The following is an 18,688-nucleotide window of genomic DNA, read 5'->3' as shown; positions in this document are numbered from 1 at the left end:
TGAGAACTGACCTTGAGATCGAGGCCTCTCAGGCGCACGACGTAGCTCAGAATACTATATTTGCGCGCGCTTCCATAGCAGCGGTGCTAGGCTTCATTTATTCGGAAACGCTCCACGATGTCTTGTTGTTGAAGCTGCGAATATTTGGATGGTGGCTAAGCTGTTCTTGTGCGGCGACGGAGTTTGCTGGTGTCGGAGCCGGGTTTTGGGGGTGCTCACACCTCAGCCCCCGCCCGACTGGCGGGCGGCGGTGGCGAGCTGGTCGGCCCGCTCGTTCATCGGATCGCCGGCATGGCCGCGCACCCAGAGCCATTCCACCTTGTGCGGCTTCGCGGCGGCCAGCAGGCGCTGCCACAGCTCGTAATTCGCCACCGGGTCCTTCGCCGCGTTGCGCCAGTTGTTGCGCACCCAGCCATGGATCCAGCGGCTGATGCCGTTGCGCACATACTCGCTGTCGGTGTGCAGCTTCACGGTGCAGGGGCGCTTCAGCGCCTCCAGCGCCATGCAGGCGGCGGTCAGCTCCATGCGGTTGTTGGTGGTGGCGGCGTCGTAGCCGGAAAGCTCCTTCTCCACGCTCCCGAAGCGCAGGATGGCCGCCCAGCCGCCCGGGCCGGGGTTCGGCTTGCAGCCGCCATCGGTCCAGATCTCCACCACGCGCTCCGCCGCCTCGGCCGGGGCGTCCTGGAAGGGGTCAGAGGCCATAGGCGCCAACATCGCGCGCGGCGGCGTGGAAGCGCAGGCGGCGGAGATATTCCAGCGGATCCTTGCGCGTCACCAGCGCGCCGGGGGGGGTGTGCGTCCAGTCGTACAGGCGCGTCAGCAGGAAGCGGATGGCGGCGCCGCGGCAGAGCACGGGCAGCGCCTCCAGCTCGGCGGCGCTCAGTGGCCGCATCGCCTGGTAGGCGCCGAGCAGGGCGCGGGCCTTGGTGACGTTGAAGGCGAGGTCCGGCTCGAAGCACCAGGCGTTCAGGCACACCGCCAGGTCGTAGGCCAGGAAGTCGGTGCAGGCGAAGTAGAAGTCGATGAGGCCGGAGACGCGGGGGGTGCCGCGCTCCTCCTCCAGGAAGAACACGTTGTCGGGGAACAGGTCGGCATGGATGTGCCCGCGCGGCAGGCCGCGCGGCCAGTCGCGCAGGATGCCCTCCAGATGCCCCTCCAGCTCGGCCACGAGGCCGGGCTGCACCGCGTCGCCGCCGGCACGGCAGCGCTCCAGCAGCGGCGCCCAGGCGCGCGGGCCGAGGCCGTTCGGCCGCTCGGCGCGGAAGCCCTCGCCGGCGCCGTGCAGCGCGGCCAGCGCGGCGCCGAGCGGCGCGCAATGCTCCTGCCGCACCCGGCGCGGCCAGACGCCGGGCAGGAAGGTGCAGATGGCCGCCGGCCGCCCGGCCAGCTCGCGCAGCGCGATACCGTCCCGCCCCGCCACGGGCAGCGGGCAGGAGACGCCCTGCGCCGCCACGTGGCGCATCAGCCCGAGGAACCAGGGCAGCTCGGCCGGGTCCACGCGCTTCTCGTAGAGGGTGAGCACGAAGTCACCGCCCTCGCTGGTCTTCAGCGCGAAGTTGCTGTTCTCCACCCCCTCTGCGATGCCGCGGAAGGCGAGCAGCTCGCCCAAATCGTAATCGGCGAGGAACGCGCGCAGCGCCTCGTCCGAGACCTCGGTATAGACCGCCATCGGCGCCCCGCTCTGATGAAACCCCCGCCGGCACCCCCGCCGCGCGCCACGGGCACGGCCCGCACAGGGCGCAATGCCGCGCCCCGGCCTCCGCGGCAATCCCCCGCCGCGTGTTCCGCCGTGTGTTCTGGCGCGTGTTCTGCTGCCGGGGGCCGCGATCGGGCGGCGCGCTACTTCGCCAGCGCCGCCGGCAGCTTGAACACCACGCTCTCCTCCGCCACCACCACCTCCTCGACGGTGAGGGTGAAGCGCTCGCGAAGCCGCTCCAGCACCTCCTGCACCAGCACGTCCGGCGCGCTGGCGCCGGCGGTGATGCCGAGGGTGCCGACGCCATCGGCCAGGGCCGGGTCCAGCTCCCGCCCGCGCTGCACCATGATGGCGCGCGGGCAGCCGGCGCGCTCCGCCACCTCGCGCAGCCGCACGCTGTTGGAGGAGTTGGGCGCGCCCACCACCACCACCATTCCGGACCGCGCCGCGATCGCCTTGACCGCCGCCTGGCGGTTGGTGGTGGCGTAGCAGATATCCTCCTTGGCCGGCCCCACGAGGTGCGGGAAGCGCCCCGCCAGCGTGGCCACGATCTCCGCCGTGTCGTCCACCGAGAGGGTGGTCTGGGTGGTGAAGGCGAGCGGCCCCTCGGGCGGCCGCACCGTCTCGGCCTCGGCCACCGTCTCCACCAGCGTGACGGTGCCGGGCTCCAGCTGGCCCATGGTGCCGATCACCTCCGGGTGGCCCGCATGCCCGATCAGCAGGATGTGCCGGCCGGCGGCGGCGTGGCGCTCCGCCTCGCGGTGCACCTTGGAGACGAGCGGGCAGGTGGCGTCGAGATAGACCATGTTGCGCCGCCGCGCCTCGGCGGGCACGGATTTCGGCACGCCATGGGCGCTGAACACCACCGGCGCGTCGGCCGGCACCTCGTCCAGCTCCTCGACGAAGATGGCGCCCTGCGCCTCCAGGCTCTGCACGACGAACTTGTTGTGCACGATCTCGTGCCGGACATAGACCGGCGCGCCGAAGCGGCGCAGGGATTCCTCGACGATCTTGATCGCGCGGTCCACACCGGCGCAGAAGCCGCGCGGGCCGGCGAGCAGGACATGCAGGGCGGGCTTGACGGTCATGCTGGCCTGTCCGATGGGGGCGTTGGCGTTCACGGGCGGTCGCTTCACAGGGTGGTGCCGGGCCAGGGGGCCGTGGCATCCGGACGCGGCACTAAGAGGAAGAGTGGCAGCATGGTCAAGGCGCGGAACCTCCGAAGCGGCAAGATGGCGGCGATGGGCGGCGTGCTCCTGCTGCTGGCCGGGTGCGGCGGCGGCGGCGCCCTGCCGCAGATGACGGCGCCCTGCCCGCGCGTGGCCATCCTGGCCGATGCCGCGGACCTGACGCGCTTCCGCGCCGGGGGCGGGCGGGACCTGACGGCCATGGAGCTGAATGCCTCCGTCGCCGGCTTCCAGGCGCGCTGCGACTACGCGCCCGGAGGGGCTGGGCTGGATGTGACGCTGACGCCGGCCTTCACGGCCGAGCGCGGCCCGGCGGCCACGGGCCGCGCCGCCGAGATCCCCTATATGGTGGCGGTGGCGGAGGGAGAGAACCGCATCCTCGCGCGGCAGGCCTATGCCATGCGGGTGGAGTTCCCGGCCAATGTCTCGCGCATCCAGAGCCGGGGGGAGGAGGTGACCGTCCGCATCCCCGGCAGCCCGCAGGCGGCGGCGCGCAAGCAGGTCTGGCTCGGCTTCGTGCTCAGCCCCGAGGAGCTGGCGCTGAACCGGGCGCGCGGCCCGCGCTGAGGCCGGGGGGAGGATTTCGCCGCGCCCGGCGCTCTCGCCCCTTGCGCCGGGGCGGGCGCTCGGGCAGATGGATCGGCACCCGCAGATCCCACGCGGGAGAGAATGGCAGCTTGCCATCGCCGAAGGCGCAACCGGCCCCCGGAAACGCTCAGGCAGAAGGGCCGCGTGGGGAAGGGACCTCTGGAAAGCCCGCCGCCTGGAGACAGGCTTCGGCACCGACGGAGTAAGGCGCGCCAACGCCCGCGCTGAATCTCTCAGGTCATCGGACAGAGGGGGGCCACGAACCCTGACCCGCCGCCTTCGCGCGGCGCTGGAGGCTGCGTGGCCGAGTCCCTGGTTGAGACCCCCCTGCTGGAGACGCCCCTGGCGTCGCTGCACCGCGAACTGGGCGGCAAGATGGTGCCCTTCGCCGGCTACCTCATGCCGGTGCAGTACCCGGCCGGCATCCTGGCCGAGCATCTGGCGACGCGCGCCGGCGCCGCGCTGTTCGACGTCTCCCACATGGGCCAGGCCGAGCTGGTGGGCGAGGGCGCGGCCGCCGCGCTGGAGCGCCTGACGCCGGCCGACATCCAGATCCTGAAGCCCGGCCGGCAGAAATACGGGCTGCTGACCACCGAATCGGGCGGCATCCTGGACGATTTCATGGTGGCCAACCTGGGCGAGGGCGGCCTCTTCCTGGTGGTGAACGCCAGCCGCAAGCAGGTGGACCTGCCCGCCATCGAGGCGGTGCTGCCCGCGGGCGTGCGCCTCAACCGGCTGGAGGACCGCGCGCTGCTGGCCTTCCAGGGCCCGCAGGCGGTGCCGCTGCTGGCGACGCTGGCGCCCGGCGTGGCGGCGCTGCCCTTCATGGGCGTGGCGCGGCTGGAGATCGCCGGCATCCCCGTGCTGGTCAGCCGCAGCGGCTACACGGGCGAGGACGGCGTCGAGATCAGCGTGCCGGCGGGCAAGGCCGAGGCGCTGGCGAAGGCCCTGCTGGCGCTGCCCGGCGCCGTGCCGGCCGGGCTGGGGGCACGGGATTCGCTGCGCCTGGAAGCCGGCCTCTGCCTCTACGGCAACGACATCGACGAGACGACCAGCCCGGTCGAGGCCGCGCTGGTCTGGACCATCGGCAAGCGCCGCCGCATGGCATGGGACTTCCCCGGCGCCGGGCGGGTGCGGGAGGAGCTGGACAACGGCCCCCGCCGGCTGCGTGTCGGCCTGCTGCCGGAGGGCCGCCAGCCGGCCCGCGCACACACCGCCATCGCCCTTGCCGGTGAGACGGTGGGCGAGGTGACCAGCGGCACCTTCGGCCCCTCGCTGAACGGCCCCTGCGCCATGGGCTACGTCGCCCGCCCGCACGCCGCCGATGGCACGGCGCTCGAGCTGATGGTGCGCGGCAAGGCGCTGCCCGCCCGCGTCGCCGCCACCCCCTTCGTCCCCCACCGTTACGCCCGATAAGGACCTGCCCCGATGGCCGAGCTGAAATTCTCCAAGGATCACGAGTGGGTGCGGCTGGAGGGTGGCGTGGCCACCATCGGCATCACCGACCACGCGCAGACGGCGCTGGGCGACGTGGTGTTCGTCGACCTGCCCGAGGTGGGGCGCGAGGTGGCGGCGGGCGATGCCATCGCCGTGGTGGAGAGCGTGAAGGCGGCCTCCGACGTCTATGCCCCGATCGCGGGCAAGATCGTCGAGGTCAACGCCGCCCTGCCGGACGATCCCTCCCTGGTGAACTCCGCCCCCACCGGGGGCGGCTGGTTCTTCAAGATCGAGCCCGCCGATACGGCGGAGATCGACGCGCTGATGGATGCCGGGGCCTACCAGTCCTTCGTGGACAGCCAGGCATGACCGGGGCAGGCGTGACCACGGTTCTGGACGAACTGGCGGCGCTGGAGGACCACGGCGCCTTCGCCGCCCGCCATATCGGCCCCGGCGAGGCGGAGATCGCCGCCATGCTGGAGGCGGTGGGGGTGGAGAGCCTGGAGGCGCTGGCCGAGCGCACCGTCCCCGCCGCCATCCGCGGCCAGGATTTTTCCCAGCTGCCTCCTCCGGTGTCGGAGGCGGAGGCCATCGCCGAGCTGCGCGGCCTCTCGGAGCTGAACCAGCCGCGCCGCTCGCTGATCGGCCTGGGCTACCACGGCACCCATGTGCCGCCGGTCATCCTGCGCAACGTGCTGGAGAATCCGGGCTGGTACACGGCCTACACGCCCTACCAGGCCGAGATCGCCCAAGGGCGGCTGGAGGCGCTGGTCAACTTCCAGACCATGGTCTGCGACCTGACTGGCCTGCCGGTGGCGAATGCCAGCCTGCTGGACGAGGCCACCGCCGCCGCCGAGGCGATGGCGATTGCCCTCGCCGCCACCAAGGGCAAGTCTCAGACCCTGCTGGTGGCGGCCGATGTCCACCCGCAGACGCTCGCTGTCATCCAGACCCGCGCCGAGCCGCTGGGGCTGACGGTGGCCGTGGTGCCGGTGGCGGAGATCGCGGCGGCCTGTGAGGCGCAGAAGCCGTTCGCCCTGGTGCTGCAATATCCGGGCAGCACCGGCGCGGTGCGCGACATCGCCCCCGAGATCGCCGCCGTGCAGAAGGCGGGCGGGCTGGCCATCGTGAGCGCCGACCCGCTCTCGCTGGTGCTGCTGACGCCGCCGGGCGAGATGGGCGCCGATGTGGTCATCGGCTCCTCCCAGCGCTTCGGCGTGCCGATGGGCTATGGCGGCCCGCACGCTGCCTTCATGGCGGTGAAGGATGCCTACAAGCGGCTGATGCCGGGCCGCCTCGTCGGCGTCTCGGTCGATGCCGCCGGGCGGCCGGCCATGCGCCTGGCGCTGCAGACGCGCGAGCAGCATATCCGCCGCGAGAAGGCCACCTCCAACATCTGCACCGCGCAGGTGCTGCTGGCGGTGATGGCCGGCATGTATGCGGTGTGGCACGGGCCGGAGGGGCTGCGCCGCATCGCCCGCCGCGTCTCGCTCCAGGCGCGGCTGCTGGCCGATGCCGCGACGCGCGCCGGCTTCACGCTGCGGCACGACGCCTTCTTCGACACCATCGCCATCGAGGCCGGCGCCAAGGCCGACGCGCTGATGGCCGAGGCCCTCTCCAGCGGCTTCAACCTGCGCCGCATCGACGCCACCGGCGTCGGCATCGCGCTGGACGAGACGGTGAGCCGCGCCGAGCTGGAGACGCTGGTCGCCATCCTGGCGCAGGCGGGCGGCAAGGCGGTGGCGCTGGCCGGGCTTTCGCCACAGGGCGGCATTCCCGCCGCGCTGGCGCGCGGCTCGGACTTCCTGACCGCGAACGTGTTCAACAGCCACCACGCGGAGCACGCCATGCTCCGCTACCTGAAGGCGCTGGAGGACAAGGACGTCGCGCTGAACCGCAGCATGATCCCGCTCGGTTCCTGCACGATGAAGCTGAACGCCACGGCGGAGATGATCCCGGTCACCTTCCCCGGCTTCGGCAATTTGCACCCCTTCGCGCCGGTCGATCAGGCGGCGGGCTACATCGCGCTGATCCGGCGGCTGGAGGGGTGGCTCGCCACCATCACCGGCTTCGCGGCGGTGTCGTTGCAGCCGAATGCCGGCAGCCAGGGCGAGTATGCCGGGCTGCTCGCCATCCGCGCCTTCCACAAGGCGCGCGGCGAGGGGCAGCGGGACATCTGCCTCATCCCCTCCTCGGCGCATGGCACCAACCCGGCCTCGGCGGTGATGGCGGGGATGCGCGTGGTGGTGGTCGGCTGCGACCGCGACGGCAACGTCGATCTCGCGGACCTCGAAGCCAAGATCGCGCAGCACGCGGAGAAGCTGTCCGCGCTGATGGTCACCTATCCCTCGACGCATGGCGTGTTCGAGGAGGAGATCATCCGCATCTGCGAGGCGGTGCACGCGGCCGGCGGGCAGGTCTACATGGACGGCGCCAACATGAACGCGCAGGTGGGCCTGACCGCCCCCGGCCGGATCGGCGCCGATGTCTGCCACCTGAACCTGCACAAGACCTTCTGCATCCCGCATGGCGGCGGCGGCCCGGGCGTCGGCCCGATCGGCGTGGCGGCGCATCTGGCGCCGCATTTGCCGAACCACCCGCTGCTGGCCGAGGCCGGCCCCGCCACGGGCTATGGCCCCGTCTCGGCCGCGCCCTTCGGCAGCGCCTCCATCCTGCCCATCAGCTACGCCTATATCCGCATGATGGGGCCGGAGGCGCTGACGCGCGCCACGCAGGTCGCCATCCTCAACGCCAACTACATCGCGCGGCGGCTGGAGGGGCACTTCCCGGTGCTCTACAAGGGCGCGCGCGGCATGGTGGCGCATGAGTGCATCCTGGACTGCCGCGGCTTCCAGCAGGGCGGCGGCGTGCTGGTCGAGGACATCGCCAAGCGCCTGCAGGACTATGGCTTCCACGCGCCGACCATGTCCTGGCCGGTGGCCGGCACGCTGATGGTGGAGCCCACCGAGAGCGAGACCAAGGCGGAGCTGGACCGGTTCTGCGACGCGATGATCGCCATCCGTGGCGAGATCCGCGCGGTGGAGCAGGGCCGCATGGACCGCGCCGACAACCCGCTGAAGAACGCGCCCCACACCGCCGGCGAGATCGCCGCCACGGAGTGGACGCACCCCTACAGCCGGCAGGAGGCGGCCTTCCCGCTGCCCTACGTGGCCGCCCACAAGTATTGGCCCCCCGTGAAGCGGGTGGACAACGTCTATGGCGACCGCAACCTGGTCTGCACCTGCGCGCCGCTGGAGGACTACGCCCAGGCGGCGGAGTGACGCGTCCGGGGGAAGCGCGGCTTCCCCCGGCCCTCCTTCGGTCGCTGCCGGGGGCCGGGCCGCCCCTGGCGCCCTCCCGGCCGGAAATCTTTGTTGATCCGGAACGGTCGCTGTGCCTTCATTTGGCCCCTCTGGGCATGAAGGAGGCGGACATGACCCTCGAACGGATGATCCTGCTGGTCGTCGGTGTCGTGGTGCTGGGGAGCGTGCTCCTAGCAGTCTATCACGACATCCGGTGGCTCTGGCTGACCGGCTTGATGGGCGCCCATCTGGTGCAGGCCTCCTTCACCGGCCTCTGCCCGGTCGTCGCCCTGCTTAAGCGGAGCGGCCTGCCCTCGAAGCCCGGCTTCGCCTGACGGCACGCCGCGGCCGTCCGGCCCTGCTCCCGCCTGTTCCCCGGGGCGTGGAGGGGAGGCGGAAGGGCCGGCGGGCGGGCATCACCCGCCGCCCTCCTCCAGGGCCAGGACGGCGAAGCTGGCCAGCCAGTGCTCGCCCATGTAGTCGCCCGCCACATGCGGCAGGCCGGCCGCCAGATGGGCTTCCGCGGCCCGCTTCTGCCCCAGGCCGCGCCAGCACCAGGCGCGGCTGAGATTCAGACCGTCCAGATGCGCGATCTTGCCGTCGCTGCGGTCGCTGACAGTGGCGGGGGTGAAGAGCGCCGCCGGCTCGCGCTGCGCCAGGCGCGGCAGGAAGGCGCGGCACCAGGGGGCGAACTCCTCCGGCGGCAGCAGGCGGCGCATCGCCTCCGCCTCGATCAGCGTGCCGGAGAGGAAATCGTCCCCCGAAGGCTCGCCCCAGGCGGGGGCGTCGCGGTCGGCGCCGTACCAGCGGCGGGCGGTGTCGCGCAGCAGGGCCAGGAAGCCGGCATCCGCGTAATCGGCGGCGAGGCGCAGGGCGAAGGCGGTGTTGAAATGCGTCCCCACCCGCACCGGATAGGTGGCCTTGGGCAGGAAGTCGCGGAAGCGCTGCTCGATGACAGCGCCCAGCGGCGCCACGGCGGCCTCCCAGGGCGTGCCGCGCAGGGTGGCGCAGAGCTTCAGCGCCCAGGCCCAGCCATAGGGCCGCTCGAAGCCGCGCGAGAGCGGCCGGGCGAGGTAGGCGCATTCGCCGCCGATCTTCTCCGGGGTGAGATTGCGGGCGAAGAGGGCGCGGATGTCCTCCGCCGGTTCCATCGAGGGGAAGCGTGCCAGCAGATGCGCCAGCATCCAGTAGCCATGCACGCAGGAATGCCAGTCGAAGCTGCCAAAGAACACCGGGTAGAGCTGGCGCGGCGTGCCGGCATCCTCCGGCCCCGCCAGGGCGTGGGCGATCTTGTTCGGGTATTCCCGTTCCACATGGCCGAGCGCGATGCGCGCGAAGCGGCTGGCGAGGTCTTCGGTGAGCTGCATGGCCGGAGAGTGCCGCCCCGCCGGCCCGTTGTCACGCCGCCTGCTTCGCCGCCTCGCCCAGGCGCTGGCGCAGGAAGACCAGCACCGCCGCCTCCTCCGGCTTGAGGGCGGAGATGTCCTCGCGCAGTTCGGCATCCACCTCGCGCTTCACCTGCACCAGCAGGCCGCCCTGGAGGTATCCGTCCAGCACCTCGGGGTGGATGTAGCACTGGCGGCAGATGGTGGGGGTGTTGCCGAGCCGCGCGGCGGCACGCTCCACCGCCGCGCGGATGTTGCGCTTGGCGGCCGCCTGGCTGTCGAAGGCCGCGAACTCGGAGAGCGCCATGGCGGCCAGGACCGTGCCGGCCCAGGTGCGGAAATCCTTGGCGGTGATGTCCTCGCCCGTGGCCTCGCGGAGATATTCGTTCACGTCGGCCGAATCGATGCCCTGCAGCTCGCCCGCTTCGTCGCGGTACTGGAAGAGGTCCTGGCCGGGCAGGTCCTGGCAGGCGCGCACCACGCGCGCCACGCGCCGGTCGCGCAGCGAGAGCTTCCATTCCTTGCCGCTCTTGCCGCGGAAGGCGAAGCGCATCGCATCCCCGCGCACATCCACATGCTGGTCGCGCAGGGTGGTCAGGCCGTAGCTGCCATTGGCCTGCGCGTAATCCTCGTTGCCGACGCGGATGAGGGTGGTGTCCAGCAGGTGGACCACGGTGGCCAGCACCTTCTCCCGCCCCAGGCCGCGTGCCGCCATGTCCTGCTCCACCCGCGCCCGCAGGGCCGGCAGGATGCGGGCGAAATGCAGGATGTGGCGGTACTTTGTCGCGTCCCGCGCGGCGCGCCACTCGGGGTGGTAGCGGTACTGCTTGCGGCCCTTGGCGTCCCGCCCTGTGGCCTGGATGTGGCCATTGGCATGCGGGCAGAGCCACACCTCCGTCCAGGCCGGCGGCACGGCCAGGGCGCGCAGCCGGGCGATCACCGCCTTGTCCTTCACCGGGGCGCCCCGGGCGTCGCGGAAGCTCCAGCCCTTGCCGCTGCGGCGGCGCGTCAGGCCCGGCGTCTCGTCCGAGACGTAGCGCAGGCCGGCGATGCGCGGCATGTCGGGCGAGGGGGAAGGGACCTTCGGGCGGGGGCCGCCGGAGCGGGGTGTCTCGACCTCGGCCTGGGTCTGCGTCAGCATGGTTAAGCTTCGCCTTCTGCACGGGCGGAGCCAGAACAACGCGCGGCACCGGCCTCCGGTTCCGCCAGGAGCTTGCCGCCATGACCGAGACCGCCTTGCGCATCCTGCCGCCCGGGACCGACCGCCGCGCCGACTGGGACCGTCTCTACCAGGGCTACGCCGCCTTCTACCGCGTGGCGCAGACGCCGGAGATGCGCGACCGCGTCTGGTCCTGGCTGCAGGACCCGGCGCATGAGGTGAAGGGCTTCCTGGCCCTGGACGCCGACGGGAAGGCGGTGGGCCTGACGCATTACCGCCCCTTCGCCCGCCCGCTTTCGGCCAGCACGGGCGGCTTCCTGGACGATTTGTTCGTCGATCCCTCGGCGCGCGGCCAGCGCGTGGCCGATGCGCTGATCGGCGCAGTGGCCGATGTCGGCCGCGCCCGGGGCTGGAGCGTGATCCGCTGGATCACGGCCGAGGACAACTACCGTGGCCGCGCCGTCTATGACCGGGTGGCGCAGCTCACCCCGTGGAAGACCTACGACATCAAGCTCTGAGCCTTGCGGGCGCGTGCCCGCGCGCCCTATGCCGGGCGGCGGGCATGGAATGGGAGCCTCGGCTGAATGCCGGACTACGCGCTGGAGCGGGCGGCGGGCGGCCGCGTGGCAGGGGTGGACGAGGCCGGGCGCGGCCCGCTGGCGGGGCCCGTCGTGGCCGCCGCCGTGCTGTTCCACGGCGAGCCGCCCGAAACGCTGGCCATGCTGCTGGACGACAGCAAGAAGCTCGACCCGGCGCGGCGCGAGGCAGCCTGCACCGTGCTGCGCGCCGCCGCCCGGGCGGGGGTGCTGGAATTCGGCATCGGCGCCGCCAGCGCGGCCGAGATCGGCCGCATCAACATCCTCCGCGCCACGCACCTGGCCATGCTGCGGGCCGTGACGCGGCTGGCCACCGTGCCGGATGTGGCGCTCGTCGACGGCAACCAGCCGCCGCGCCTGCCCTGCGAGGTGCGCTGCGTGGTGAAGGGGGACAGCCTCAGCCTCTCCATCGCCGCCGCCTCGATCCTGGCCAAGGTGACGCGGGACCGCGCCATGGCGCGGCTGGACGGGCGCTGGCCGGGCTATGGCTTCGCCCGCCATGCCGGCTACCCCACGGCGGCGCACCGTGCCGCGCTGCTGAAGCTCGGGCCCTGCCCGCATCACCGCCGGGGCTTCGCGCCGGTGGATCAGCTCGCGCTTCTCTAGGCTGCTGAAAGAAACCGCGACTCGGCCCGCTTGACGGCGCGACTCCGGCCCGCGCATTGTCGGCCCTCGAGTCGCTGAGGGGTTTCGCGGGCGTGGGGACGGGGCTGGATCTGCCGGTGGACTGCATCCTGGAAGGGGATTGCATCGAGATGCTGCGCGCACTGCCGCCAGCCTCGGTGCATGCCATCTTCGCGGATCCGCCCTACAACCTGCAACTCAAGGGCCAGCTGCGGCGGCCGGATGAGAGCGTGGTCGATGGCGTGGACGATTCCTGGGACCGCTTCTCCGATCTCGCCGCCTACGACGCCTTCACCCGCGCCTGGCTGACCGAGGCGCGCCGCGTGCTGCGCAAGGACGGCACCATCTGGGTGATGGGCAGCTACCACAACGTCTTCCGCCTCGGCGTCGCGCTGCAGGATCTCGACTTCTGGATCCTGAACGACGTCATCTGGCGCAAGGCCAACCCGATGCCGAACTTCCGCGGCCGGCGCTTCACCAACGCGCACGAGACGCTGATCTGGGCGAGCCGCGGCCAGGAGAGCCGCTACAAGTTCAACTACACCGCCATGAAGTCGCTGAACGACGACGTGCAGATGCGCTCGGACTGGTTCATCCCGCTCTGCACCGGGCATGAGCGGCTGCGCGACGCCAAGGGCGACAAGCTGCACCCGACGCAGAAGCCCGAGGCGCTGCTGCACCGGGTCATCCTCTCCTGCACCGCGCCGGGCGACGTGGTGCTCGACCCCTTCCTCGGCACCGGCACCACCGCCGCCGTCGCCCGCCGCCTCGGCCGCCGCTACATCGGCATCGAGCGCGACCCGGGCTATGCCGCCGCGGCGCGCGCCCGCATCCAGGCGATCCAGCCGCTGTCGGAAAGCGCCATGCTGGTGATGCCGACCAAGCGCGAGCAGCCGCGCATCCCCTTCGGCACGCTGGTGGAGCGCGGGCTAGTGCCGCCCGGCGCCCGCCTGACCGACCGGCACCGCCGCTTCGAGGCGGAGGTGAACGCCGACGGCTCCATCCGCTGCGGCAAGGCCCACGGCTCGATCCACCAGGTCGGCTCCGCCGTGCAGGAGGCACCCTCCTGCAATGGCTGGCTGTTCTGGCACCTGGAGCGGCGGGACGGCACGCTGCGGCTGCTCGATGAGCTGCGGAGCGAAGTGGCGGCGAGCCTCGGGACCTGAGGAAGGCCGGGGGAGAAGGAATTCTCCCCCGGACCCCCGCATCTTTTTTCTGTCAGTTTTCGGGGGACGCTGGCGGCGCCGGCACGGTCAGTGGTCGCGGCCGCGCCCGGTCTTGGCCTGCAGCTCGTCGATGCGCTTCGAGGCCTCGGCCTTGCTCAGCGTCTCGTCGAAGTCGATGCCCGCTTCCTCGCTCAGCGTCTTGAGGTAGCTGGCCTGGGCACCGGTCATGCTCTCGTCGCCCGTCGTCCAGTCGGACGGGTCCTTCACCGTGTTGCCGGGCGTGCTCTCGGTCGCCTGCTTCGGATCGTTCTCGGGAGTCTTGGCCATCGGTCTTCTCCTCAGGCACATATGTTCATGGCCTGTTCCCGATGGAAACGCCGGGGAGGCGGCGCGGGTTGCGCCGCCTCCGGCTGCGGTCAGGCGCGGCGGAGGGTGCCCTGGGCGGCGCGCAGCGTGGCCAGCGCCAGCGCCGTCTTCACCACCGTGCCGGGGATGAACAGCACGAAGCCCGCCATCAGCGCGCGCTCCAGCCCGACGAAGCCCGAGAGCCACAGCACGCCGGGGACGAACATCGCCAGATGCGCCGCCAGCAGCACGCCGCCCTGGCGCAGCAGCCCGGCGCGCGGCGTGAAGCCCGCCAGCCAGGCGGAGAGCACGAAGCCGGCCAGGAAGCCGGCGGTGGGGCCCATCAGCGCGGCCGGGCCGGCGGCGCCGCCGGCGAAGACCGGCAGGCCCATCGCGCCTTCCGCCAGATAGGCCAGCAGCGCGGCGGCGCCGAGGCGCGGCCCGGCCAGCGCGCCGATCAGCAGCACCGCAAGCGACTGCAGCGTGGCGGGCACCGGCCACATCGGCAGGGTGATCTGCGCCGAGGCGGCCATCACGGCCGAGCCGAGCAGCGCATAGGCAAGGAAGGTGAACCCGGCGCGGGCGCGGGTGGCGGTCATCTGCATCATGCGGGGCGTCCCGGAAGTCTTTTTGCTGGCCGCCCGGTGCGGGCGGTCATGCGGTATCGCTTGCCACGGCGCCGGCGGCCTCGGCAAGCGCCAGCAGCCGCTGCATCGCCCCCGGCAGGGCCTGCGCGGCGGCGGCCGGGGTCAGCCACTCGCCCTCCACGGCCGCGCCGGGCGGCAGGGTGGCGGCCAGCAGCGCCATGCGCAGCTCGAAATGGGTGAAGCCATGCTTCGCCTCGCCGGGTAGGGCGCGCCAGTTGGCGGAGGTCAGCGGCGCGTGGGCCATGGCCTCCTCCGTGCTCCAGCCTTCCTCCCGCCAGGGCGTGCCGGGAATCCCCAGCATGCCGCCGAGCAGCCCGCTCGGCGGCCGGCGCCGCAGCAGCAGGCGGCCCGCCGAATCGCTGAGCAGGAAGTGCACGCCGCGCTTGAGCGGCCGCGCCGGCTTCGGCGCCTTGCGCGGCAGCAGGGGGGCGATGCCGGAGATCCGCCCCGCGCATCCCGCCTGCCAGGGGCAGAGCACGCAGGCCGGGCTGCGCGGCACGCAGATCGTGGCGCCGAGGTCGAACAGCGCCTGCACGAAATCCGCCGGCCGCTCCCGCGCCGGCGCCTGCGCCATCCAGCCCTGCGCCAGCGCGGCGAGGCGCGGGCGGGCGCCGGGCAGCGCCTCCTCCACCGCCGCGACGCGGGCGGTGACGCGCTCCACATTGCCATCCAGCGGCACCACGGGCCGGTCGAAGGCGATGGCGGCCACGGCGGCGGCGGTATAGGCGCCGATGCCGGGCAGGGCGCGCAGCCCCTCCACCGTGTCGGGGAAGCCGCCGCGCGCCACCACCGCCTGGGCGCAGGCATGCAGGTTGCGGGCGCGGGCGTAGTAGCCGAGCCCGGCCCATTCCTCGGCCACCGCCTCCCACGGCGCCGCGGCCAGCGCCGCCACCGTCGGGAATCGTGCCAGGAAGCGCCGCCAGCGCGGCGCCACGGCGGCCACGGTGGTCTGCTGCAACATGACTTCGGAGAGCCATATACGGTAGGGATCGCGCGCGGCTTCCCGCCAGGGCAGGGCGCGGCGGTGGCGGTCGTACCAGGCGAGCAGATCGCCGGCAGAGGGCAGGGGGTCAGGGGGCAGCACGGATGCAGCAAGACGACGAAGCGCCACGCGGATCAAGCCCCCCCGCCCGGAGCGACACGGCGCGCAACGACACGGCGCGGCGGGATGAGCCGCCCGGCTGGCGGGCGGACCGCGGCCCGCGCCCGCTCTCCACCCTGCTGCCGAAGCTGACCCGGCCGGTGTTCCGCCGCCGCAGCCCGGCCGCCACGCACCTGATGACGGACTGGCCGGAGATCGTCGGCCCTGTGCTGGCGGCGCAGAGCATGCCGCAGAAGCTGGTCGGCGGCACGCTGACCCTGGGCTGCGCCGGGCCGATGGCGATGGAGCTGCAATACCTGGCGCCGCAGCTGATCGAGCGGGTGAACGTCGCGCTCGGCCAGCGGGTGGTGGAGCGGCTGCGGCTGGTGCAGCTGCGCATGCCGCCCCCCGCCCGCAAGGCGCCGAAGCCCGCCCCGGTGGCGCTGCCGCAGCCGGTGAGCACGGCGCTGGACGGCATCGAGGACCCCGAACTGCGCGCCGCCCTGGCCCGGCTGGGGCAGGGCGTCTATCGCCGCCAAGGCGGCGGGCCGAAGCGCTAGCCCCACACCGTCTCCTCGCGCCAGCCCAGCGTGGCGAACTCCGCCGCCCGCAGCGGCGCCTCCCCGGCGGCGAAGAACTCGTCGAGCTGCGGCGGCGGCACGCCGGTGCCGCTCAGCATGGCATGCGCCTGGCCGCGATGATGCACCTGGTGCAGGAAGAGGTGCAGCAGCAGCCGGTCGGTCCGCTCCTCCTGCACATGGCCCTGCCGGTGCACCCGCGTCACCGCCGCCAGCCCGTCCGGCGCGAGGGCTTCGCAGAAGGCGATCAGCCGCTGGTCCACCACCGCCTGCGCGGGCCGCAGATCCGCCAGGGTGGGGCAGGGCAGCGGGTCCGCCCAGGCGGCGGGGCCGAGCGTGCCGCCCTCCAGCGCGTCCACATAGAAGCGGTCGATGACCAGGATGTGGTTCAGGGTGGCGCGGATCGAGGGGAAGAAGCCGGTCCGCGGCGCCTCGAAGGCGTCCTGGCCCAGCCCGGCGCAGGCCGCGAGCAGGCGGTGATTGGCCCAGGCATTGTTGTAGGCCAGGGCGCGGAACGTCAGGCACTGGGAAGGCGGCATGGAAGGCACCTCCGTCTGAAGGAAGGCCGACCATGCCCCGCGCCGCCCCCCTGGCGCACCCGACAAGCGGTTGAGGCGGGGAAGGGGGCGGCGGCCCCGCCTCAGTGCCGCGCGCGGTCCTCCGCCGCCGCGCCGCGCCGCAGCCCGAGCAGCTGGTAGAGGCCGATCGCCGCCAGCGTCGCCGTGCCGATGCCGCCCACTGCGAAGCCGCCGAAGCGGAGGGTGAGGTCGCCCGCGCCGGCGATGAGGGTGACGCCCACGGTGAGCAGGTTGCGCGGGTCGGAGAAATCCACCTTGTTGTCCACCCAGATGCGCGCCATGGCGGCGGCGATCAGGCCGAACACGGCGACGGCGAGGCCGCCCAGCACCGGCTTCGGCACGGTCTGCAGCAGGGCGCCGAACTTGGGCGAGAAGCCCAGCGCGATGGCGAACAGCGCGGCGACGACGAAGATCAGCGTCGAATAGACCCGCGTCATCGCCATCACGCCGATATTCTCGACATAGGTGGTGACGCCCGTGCCGCCGCCGCTGCCGGCCAGCATGGTGGCCACGCCGTCGCCCAGGAAGGCGCGGCCCATGTGGCGGTCCATGCTGACCCCCGTCATGGCGCCCACCGCCTTGATGTGCCCGAGATTCTCCGCGATCAGGATGATGGCGACGGGGGCGATCAGCAGCATCGCGCCGGCCTCGAACACCGGCGCCTGGAAGCGCGGCAGGCCGAACCAGGGCGCAGCGGCGAGGCCCCCGAAATCGACCGGCGTGCCGAGGCCGAGGCCGTTGGCCAGCAGCAGGTGCAGCAGGTAGCCCGCCACCGTGCCGCCCAGGATGGAGACGCGGCGCAGCCCCTGCGGCGCATAGACGGCGAGCAGGCTGACGGCGAGCAGCGTGCCGATGCCCACCACCACCTCCGGCGCCGATCCCTCCACCCCGCGCGCCGCCACGGGCGCCAGGTTCAGCCCGATCGCCGCCCCCACCGCGCCGGTGACGACGGGCGGCATCAGCCGCTCGATCCAGCCCGTGCCGGCGCGCATCACCACCAGCCCCACCAGCGCGTAGAGCGCCCCGGCGGCGACGATGCCGCCCAGCGCCGGGCCGATGTTCGGGTTCGGCCCCGTGCCGGCATAGCCGGTGACCGCCACCACCACGGCGATGAAGGCGAAGCTGGAGCCGAGATAGCTCGGCACCCGCCCGCCGGTGATGAGGAAGAACAGCAGCGTGCCAATGCCGGAGAACAGGATGGCGAGGTTCGGGTCGAACCCCATCAGCAGCGGGCCGAGGATGGTGGCGCCGGACATGGCGACGACATGCTGCAGCCCGAGCGCCAGCATGGCGCCGCCGGGCAGGCGCTCCTCCGGCCCCACGACGGGGCCGCGCGCGGGGGTCCAGGAGGGAAACAGGCGGGCCATCGGGCCTCTCCTCAATGTCTTTTGTTCGTGCGTGTGACGCCCGCCCCATCGGGCAAAGCCGCTCCGCGCGCAAGCGCCGGGCGCGCGCGGCGTGGCGAAGTGCAACAGCCGATGGACAGGCCCGCGCCGCCGCGTCATCTGCTGGGTCATCCGCGGCCGGCCCGCCGCGCGGGATCGCCTTGCCCGGGACCGCCTTGCCCGGAATCGCCTTGCGGGCGTGTTCTGCTGTAGAGACGGCGGAACCGCGCCGCCGCACCCGGGGCACCCGCCGCGCGCCGTCCGCCCCATGACGCCACAGGAGGCTCCATGTCGCTCACCCGCCGCACGCTGATGCTGGCTCCGGCCGCCCTGCTTCCGCTGGCGCCGCTGGCCGCCGCCGCGCAGGGAGGGGGCGCCGCCGCGCCCATCAGCCTCGGCGAGCGGGCCACCGGCCCGGAGACGGCGCCCGTGACGGTGATCGAGTATTTCTCGCTCACCTGCTCGCACTGCGCCGCCTTCCACCGCGACACCTGGCCGCAGGTGAAGAAGGAGCTCGTCGGCACCGGCAAGATGCGCATGGTGTGGCGCGACTTCCCGCTCGACCAGCTGGCGCTCGCCGCCGCCCAGGTGGCCCGCGCCCTGCCGGCCGAGCGCTATGAGGGCTTCATCGGCGCGCTGCTGGCCAGCCAGGACCGCTGGGCCTTCGCCCGCGGCGCCGACAACGTGGCCGAGATCGCCAAGATCGCCGCGCTCGCCGGCCTCTCCCGCGCTCAGGTGGACGCCGCCATCGCCGACCAGGGGCTGCGCCGCGCCATCCTGGAAGGCCGGCTGAAGGCCGAGCAGGAGCACAATGTCAGCTCCACCCCGAGCTTCGTCTTCGGCAGCAAGGTGGTGCCCGGCGCGCTGCCCTATGACCGCTTCGCCCAGCTCGTCGGCGAAGCCTCCGGCGCTTGACCGAGCGGCTGGACATGGC

20 protein-coding genes and 2 riboswitches are annotated in these 18,688 nt (G+C 72.8%); of the genes, 10 read left to right on the top strand and 10 right to left on the bottom strand.

All coding sequences use genetic code 11. From position 1 onward, the window contains the following. Window positions 1-222 precede the first annotated feature (222 nt). From rnhA to ispH, 3 genes are all read right to left on the bottom strand, one after another. Window positions 223-702 (bottom strand): ribonuclease HI, encoded by a 480-nt coding sequence (gene rnhA, locus ACZJYS_RS09245; RefSeq protein WP_109518242.1) that lies wholly within the window; start codon window positions 700-702, stop codon window positions 223-225. Next, window positions 692-1,669, bottom strand: coding sequence for a homoserine kinase (locus ACZJYS_RS09240; protein WP_493177389.1), 978 nt, complete (start codon window positions 1,667-1,669; stop codon window positions 692-694). Before ACZJYS_RS09240 ends, rnhA begins: the two co-directional genes overlap by 11 nt. 170 nt (window positions 1,670-1,839) lie before the next feature. Next, the gene (ispH, locus tag ACZJYS_RS09235; protein WP_379650162.1) at window positions 1,840-2,784 is read right to left on the bottom strand and encodes a 4-hydroxy-3-methylbut-2-enyl diphosphate reductase; all 945 of its coding nucleotides are present in this window, start codon (window positions 2,782-2,784) and stop codon (window positions 1,840-1,842) included. A 111-nt stretch (window positions 2,785-2,895) separates the two neighbouring features. On the opposite strand from ispH, the gene ACZJYS_RS09230 reads away from it, so the two are divergent. The 5 genes from ACZJYS_RS09230 (at window position 2,896) to ACZJYS_RS09210 (ending at window position 8,545) form a co-directional block, all read left to right on the top strand. After that, window positions 2,896-3,450, top strand: coding sequence for a hypothetical protein (locus ACZJYS_RS09230; protein ID WP_379650164.1), 555 nt, complete (start codon window positions 2,896-2,898; stop codon window positions 3,448-3,450). Window positions 3,451-3,533: 83 nt separating this feature from the next. After that, window positions 3,534-3,624, top strand: a riboswitch (glycine riboswitch). Window positions 3,625-3,627: 3 nt separating this feature from the next. Then, window positions 3,628-3,723, top strand: a riboswitch (glycine riboswitch). A 48-nt stretch (window positions 3,724-3,771) separates the two neighbouring features. Beyond that, entirely contained in the window at window positions 3,772-4,887 is a 1,116-nt protein-coding gene (gene gcvT, locus ACZJYS_RS09225) for a glycine cleavage system aminomethyltransferase GcvT (RefSeq protein WP_493177385.1), read from the top strand. Window positions 4,888-4,899: 12 nt separating this feature from the next. Beyond that, window positions 4,900-5,277 carry a glycine cleavage system protein GcvH gene (gcvH, locus tag ACZJYS_RS09220; protein ID WP_493177383.1) on the top strand — a complete coding sequence of 126 codons (378 nt, stop codon included), beginning with the start codon at window positions 4,900-4,902 and terminating at the stop codon, window positions 5,275-5,277. Further along, the gene (gcvP, locus tag ACZJYS_RS09215) at window positions 5,274-8,189 is read left to right on the top strand and encodes an aminomethyl-transferring glycine dehydrogenase (protein WP_493177381.1); all 2,916 of its coding nucleotides are present in this window, start codon (window positions 5,274-5,276) and stop codon (window positions 8,187-8,189) included. The genes gcvH and gcvP overlap by 4 nt, the downstream gene beginning before the upstream one ends. 152 nt (window positions 8,190-8,341) lie before the next feature. Further along, on the top strand, window positions 8,342-8,545 hold the full coding sequence (locus ACZJYS_RS09210; protein ID WP_109518323.1) for a YgaP family membrane protein: 204 nt from the start codon (window positions 8,342-8,344) through the stop codon (window positions 8,543-8,545). Between the two features lie 81 nt (window positions 8,546-8,626). On the opposite strand, the gene ACZJYS_RS09205 is transcribed toward ACZJYS_RS09210, so the two are convergent. Both ACZJYS_RS09205 and ACZJYS_RS09200 read right to left on the bottom strand, forming a co-directional pair. Further along, on the bottom strand, window positions 8,627-9,577 hold the full coding sequence (locus ACZJYS_RS09205; RefSeq protein WP_493177377.1) for a DUF2891 domain-containing protein: 951 nt from the start codon (window positions 9,575-9,577) through the stop codon (window positions 8,627-8,629). Between the two features lie 31 nt (window positions 9,578-9,608). Then, window positions 9,609-10,736 carry a DNA topoisomerase IB gene (locus ACZJYS_RS09200; RefSeq protein WP_245906543.1) on the bottom strand — a complete coding sequence of 376 codons (1,128 nt, stop codon included), beginning with the start codon at window positions 10,734-10,736 and terminating at the stop codon, window positions 9,609-9,611. Window positions 10,737-10,816: 80 nt separating this feature from the next. Between ACZJYS_RS09200 and ACZJYS_RS09195 the strand changes: the two genes are divergently transcribed. From ACZJYS_RS09195 to ACZJYS_RS09185, 3 genes are all read left to right on the top strand, one after another. Continuing rightward, window positions 10,817-11,272, top strand: coding sequence for a GNAT family N-acetyltransferase (locus ACZJYS_RS09195; RefSeq protein ID WP_109518247.1), 456 nt, complete (start codon window positions 10,817-10,819; stop codon window positions 11,270-11,272). Between the two features lie 66 nt (window positions 11,273-11,338). Next, window positions 11,339-11,956 carry a ribonuclease HII gene (gene rnhB, locus ACZJYS_RS09190; protein ID WP_109518248.1) on the top strand — a complete coding sequence of 206 codons (618 nt, stop codon included), beginning with the start codon at window positions 11,339-11,341 and terminating at the stop codon, window positions 11,954-11,956. A gap of 92 nt (window positions 11,957-12,048) precedes the next feature. Beyond that, on the top strand, window positions 12,049-13,140 hold the full coding sequence (locus ACZJYS_RS09185) for a site-specific DNA-methyltransferase (protein ID WP_109518249.1): 1,092 nt from the start codon (window positions 12,049-12,051) through the stop codon (window positions 13,138-13,140). 87 nt (window positions 13,141-13,227) lie between these two features. On the opposite strand, the gene ACZJYS_RS09180 is transcribed toward ACZJYS_RS09185, so the two are convergent. From ACZJYS_RS09180 to ACZJYS_RS09170, 3 genes are all read right to left on the bottom strand, one after another. Next, window positions 13,228-13,467 carry a DUF3072 domain-containing protein gene (locus ACZJYS_RS09180; protein WP_109518250.1) on the bottom strand — a complete coding sequence of 80 codons (240 nt, stop codon included), beginning with the start codon at window positions 13,465-13,467 and terminating at the stop codon, window positions 13,228-13,230. 89 nt (window positions 13,468-13,556) lie between these two features. Next, window positions 13,557-14,093: a biotin transporter BioY gene (locus ACZJYS_RS09175; protein ID WP_493177373.1), complete on the bottom strand. Its 537-nt coding sequence runs from the start codon at window positions 14,091-14,093 to the stop codon at window positions 13,557-13,559. 46 nt (window positions 14,094-14,139) lie between these two features. Continuing rightward, on the bottom strand, window positions 14,140-15,216 hold the full coding sequence (locus tag ACZJYS_RS09170; protein ID WP_493177371.1) for an A/G-specific adenine glycosylase: 1,077 nt from the start codon (window positions 15,214-15,216) through the stop codon (window positions 14,140-14,142). Window positions 15,217-15,218: 2 nt separating this feature from the next. Between ACZJYS_RS09170 and ACZJYS_RS09165 the strand changes: the two genes are divergently transcribed. Continuing rightward, complete coding sequence (locus ACZJYS_RS09165) at window positions 15,219-15,773, top strand: DUF721 domain-containing protein (RefSeq protein ID WP_379650180.1); 555 nt, start codon at window positions 15,219-15,221, stop codon at window positions 15,771-15,773. Here the strand turns inward: ACZJYS_RS09165 and ACZJYS_RS09160 are convergent. Both ACZJYS_RS09160 and ACZJYS_RS09155 read right to left on the bottom strand, forming a co-directional pair. Further along, window positions 15,770-16,330, bottom strand: a complete 561-nt coding sequence (locus ACZJYS_RS09160; RefSeq protein ID WP_493177369.1) for a DinB family protein — start codon at window positions 16,328-16,330, stop codon at window positions 15,770-15,772. The genes ACZJYS_RS09165 and ACZJYS_RS09160 overlap by 4 nt on opposite strands. Before the next feature lie 101 nt (window positions 16,331-16,431). Next, window positions 16,432-17,736 (bottom strand): solute carrier family 23 protein, encoded by a 1,305-nt coding sequence (locus ACZJYS_RS09155; RefSeq protein WP_493177367.1) that lies wholly within the window; start codon window positions 17,734-17,736, stop codon window positions 16,432-16,434. A 306-nt stretch (window positions 17,737-18,042) separates the two neighbouring features. On the opposite strand from ACZJYS_RS09155, the gene ACZJYS_RS09150 reads away from it, so the two are divergent. After that, window positions 18,043-18,669 carry a DsbA family protein gene (locus ACZJYS_RS09150; protein WP_109518255.1) on the top strand — a complete coding sequence of 209 codons (627 nt, stop codon included), beginning with the start codon at window positions 18,043-18,045 and terminating at the stop codon, window positions 18,667-18,669. Window positions 18,670-18,688 lie beyond the last annotated feature (19 nt).

This window comes from Roseomonas sp. TS2 (assembly GCF_058833935.1).
This window is presented reverse-complemented; position numbering and strand designations above follow the sequence as displayed.

What these genes read in the sequence shown, in the direction of transcription:
- ACZJYS_RS09165 (WP_379650180.1), top strand. Translation starts at nt 15,219, where the DNA reads ATGCAGCAAGACGACGAAGCGCCACGCGGATCAAGCCCCCCCGCCCGG.
- gcvH (WP_493177383.1), top strand. Translation starts at nt 4,900, where the DNA reads ATGGCCGAGCTGAAATTCTCCAAGGATCACGAGTGGGTGCGGCTGGAG.
- ACZJYS_RS09180 (WP_109518250.1), bottom strand. Translation starts at nt 13,467, where the DNA reads ATGGCCAAGACTCCCGAGAACGATCCGAAGCAGGCGACCGAGAGCACG.
- gcvP (WP_493177381.1), top strand. Translation starts at nt 5,274, where the DNA reads ATGACCGGGGCAGGCGTGACCACGGTTCTGGACGAACTGGCGGCGCTG.
- ACZJYS_RS09210 (WP_109518323.1), top strand. Translation starts at nt 8,342, where the DNA reads ATGACCCTCGAACGGATGATCCTGCTGGTCGTCGGTGTCGTGGTGCTG.
- ACZJYS_RS09155 (WP_493177367.1), bottom strand. Translation starts at nt 17,736, where the DNA reads ATGGCCCGCCTGTTTCCCTCCTGGACCCCCGCGCGCGGCCCCGTCGTG.
- ACZJYS_RS09160 (WP_493177369.1), bottom strand. Translation starts at nt 16,330, where the DNA reads ATGCCGCCTTCCCAGTGCCTGACGTTCCGCGCCCTGGCCTACAACAAT.
- ACZJYS_RS09240 (WP_493177389.1), bottom strand. Translation starts at nt 1,669, where the DNA reads ATGGCGGTCTATACCGAGGTCTCGGACGAGGCGCTGCGCGCGTTCCTC.
- rnhB (WP_109518248.1), top strand. Translation starts at nt 11,339, where the DNA reads ATGCCGGACTACGCGCTGGAGCGGGCGGCGGGCGGCCGCGTGGCAGGG.
- ispH (WP_379650162.1), bottom strand. Translation starts at nt 2,784, where the DNA reads ATGACCGTCAAGCCCGCCCTGCATGTCCTGCTCGCCGGCCCGCGCGGC.
- ACZJYS_RS09200 (WP_245906543.1), bottom strand. Translation starts at nt 10,736, where the DNA reads ATGCTGACGCAGACCCAGGCCGAGGTCGAGACACCCCGCTCCGGCGGC.
- ACZJYS_RS09175 (WP_493177373.1), bottom strand. Translation starts at nt 14,093, where the DNA reads ATGATGCAGATGACCGCCACCCGCGCCCGCGCCGGGTTCACCTTCCTT.
- ACZJYS_RS09150 (WP_109518255.1), top strand. Translation starts at nt 18,043, where the DNA reads ATGTCGCTCACCCGCCGCACGCTGATGCTGGCTCCGGCCGCCCTGCTT.
- rnhA (WP_109518242.1), bottom strand. Translation starts at nt 702, where the DNA reads ATGGCCTCTGACCCCTTCCAGGACGCCCCGGCCGAGGCGGCGGAGCGC.
- ACZJYS_RS09205 (WP_493177377.1), bottom strand. Translation starts at nt 9,577, where the DNA reads ATGCAGCTCACCGAAGACCTCGCCAGCCGCTTCGCGCGCATCGCGCTC.
- ACZJYS_RS09230 (WP_379650164.1), top strand. Translation starts at nt 2,896, where the DNA reads ATGGTCAAGGCGCGGAACCTCCGAAGCGGCAAGATGGCGGCGATGGGC.
- ACZJYS_RS09195 (WP_109518247.1), top strand. Translation starts at nt 10,817, where the DNA reads ATGACCGAGACCGCCTTGCGCATCCTGCCGCCCGGGACCGACCGCCGC.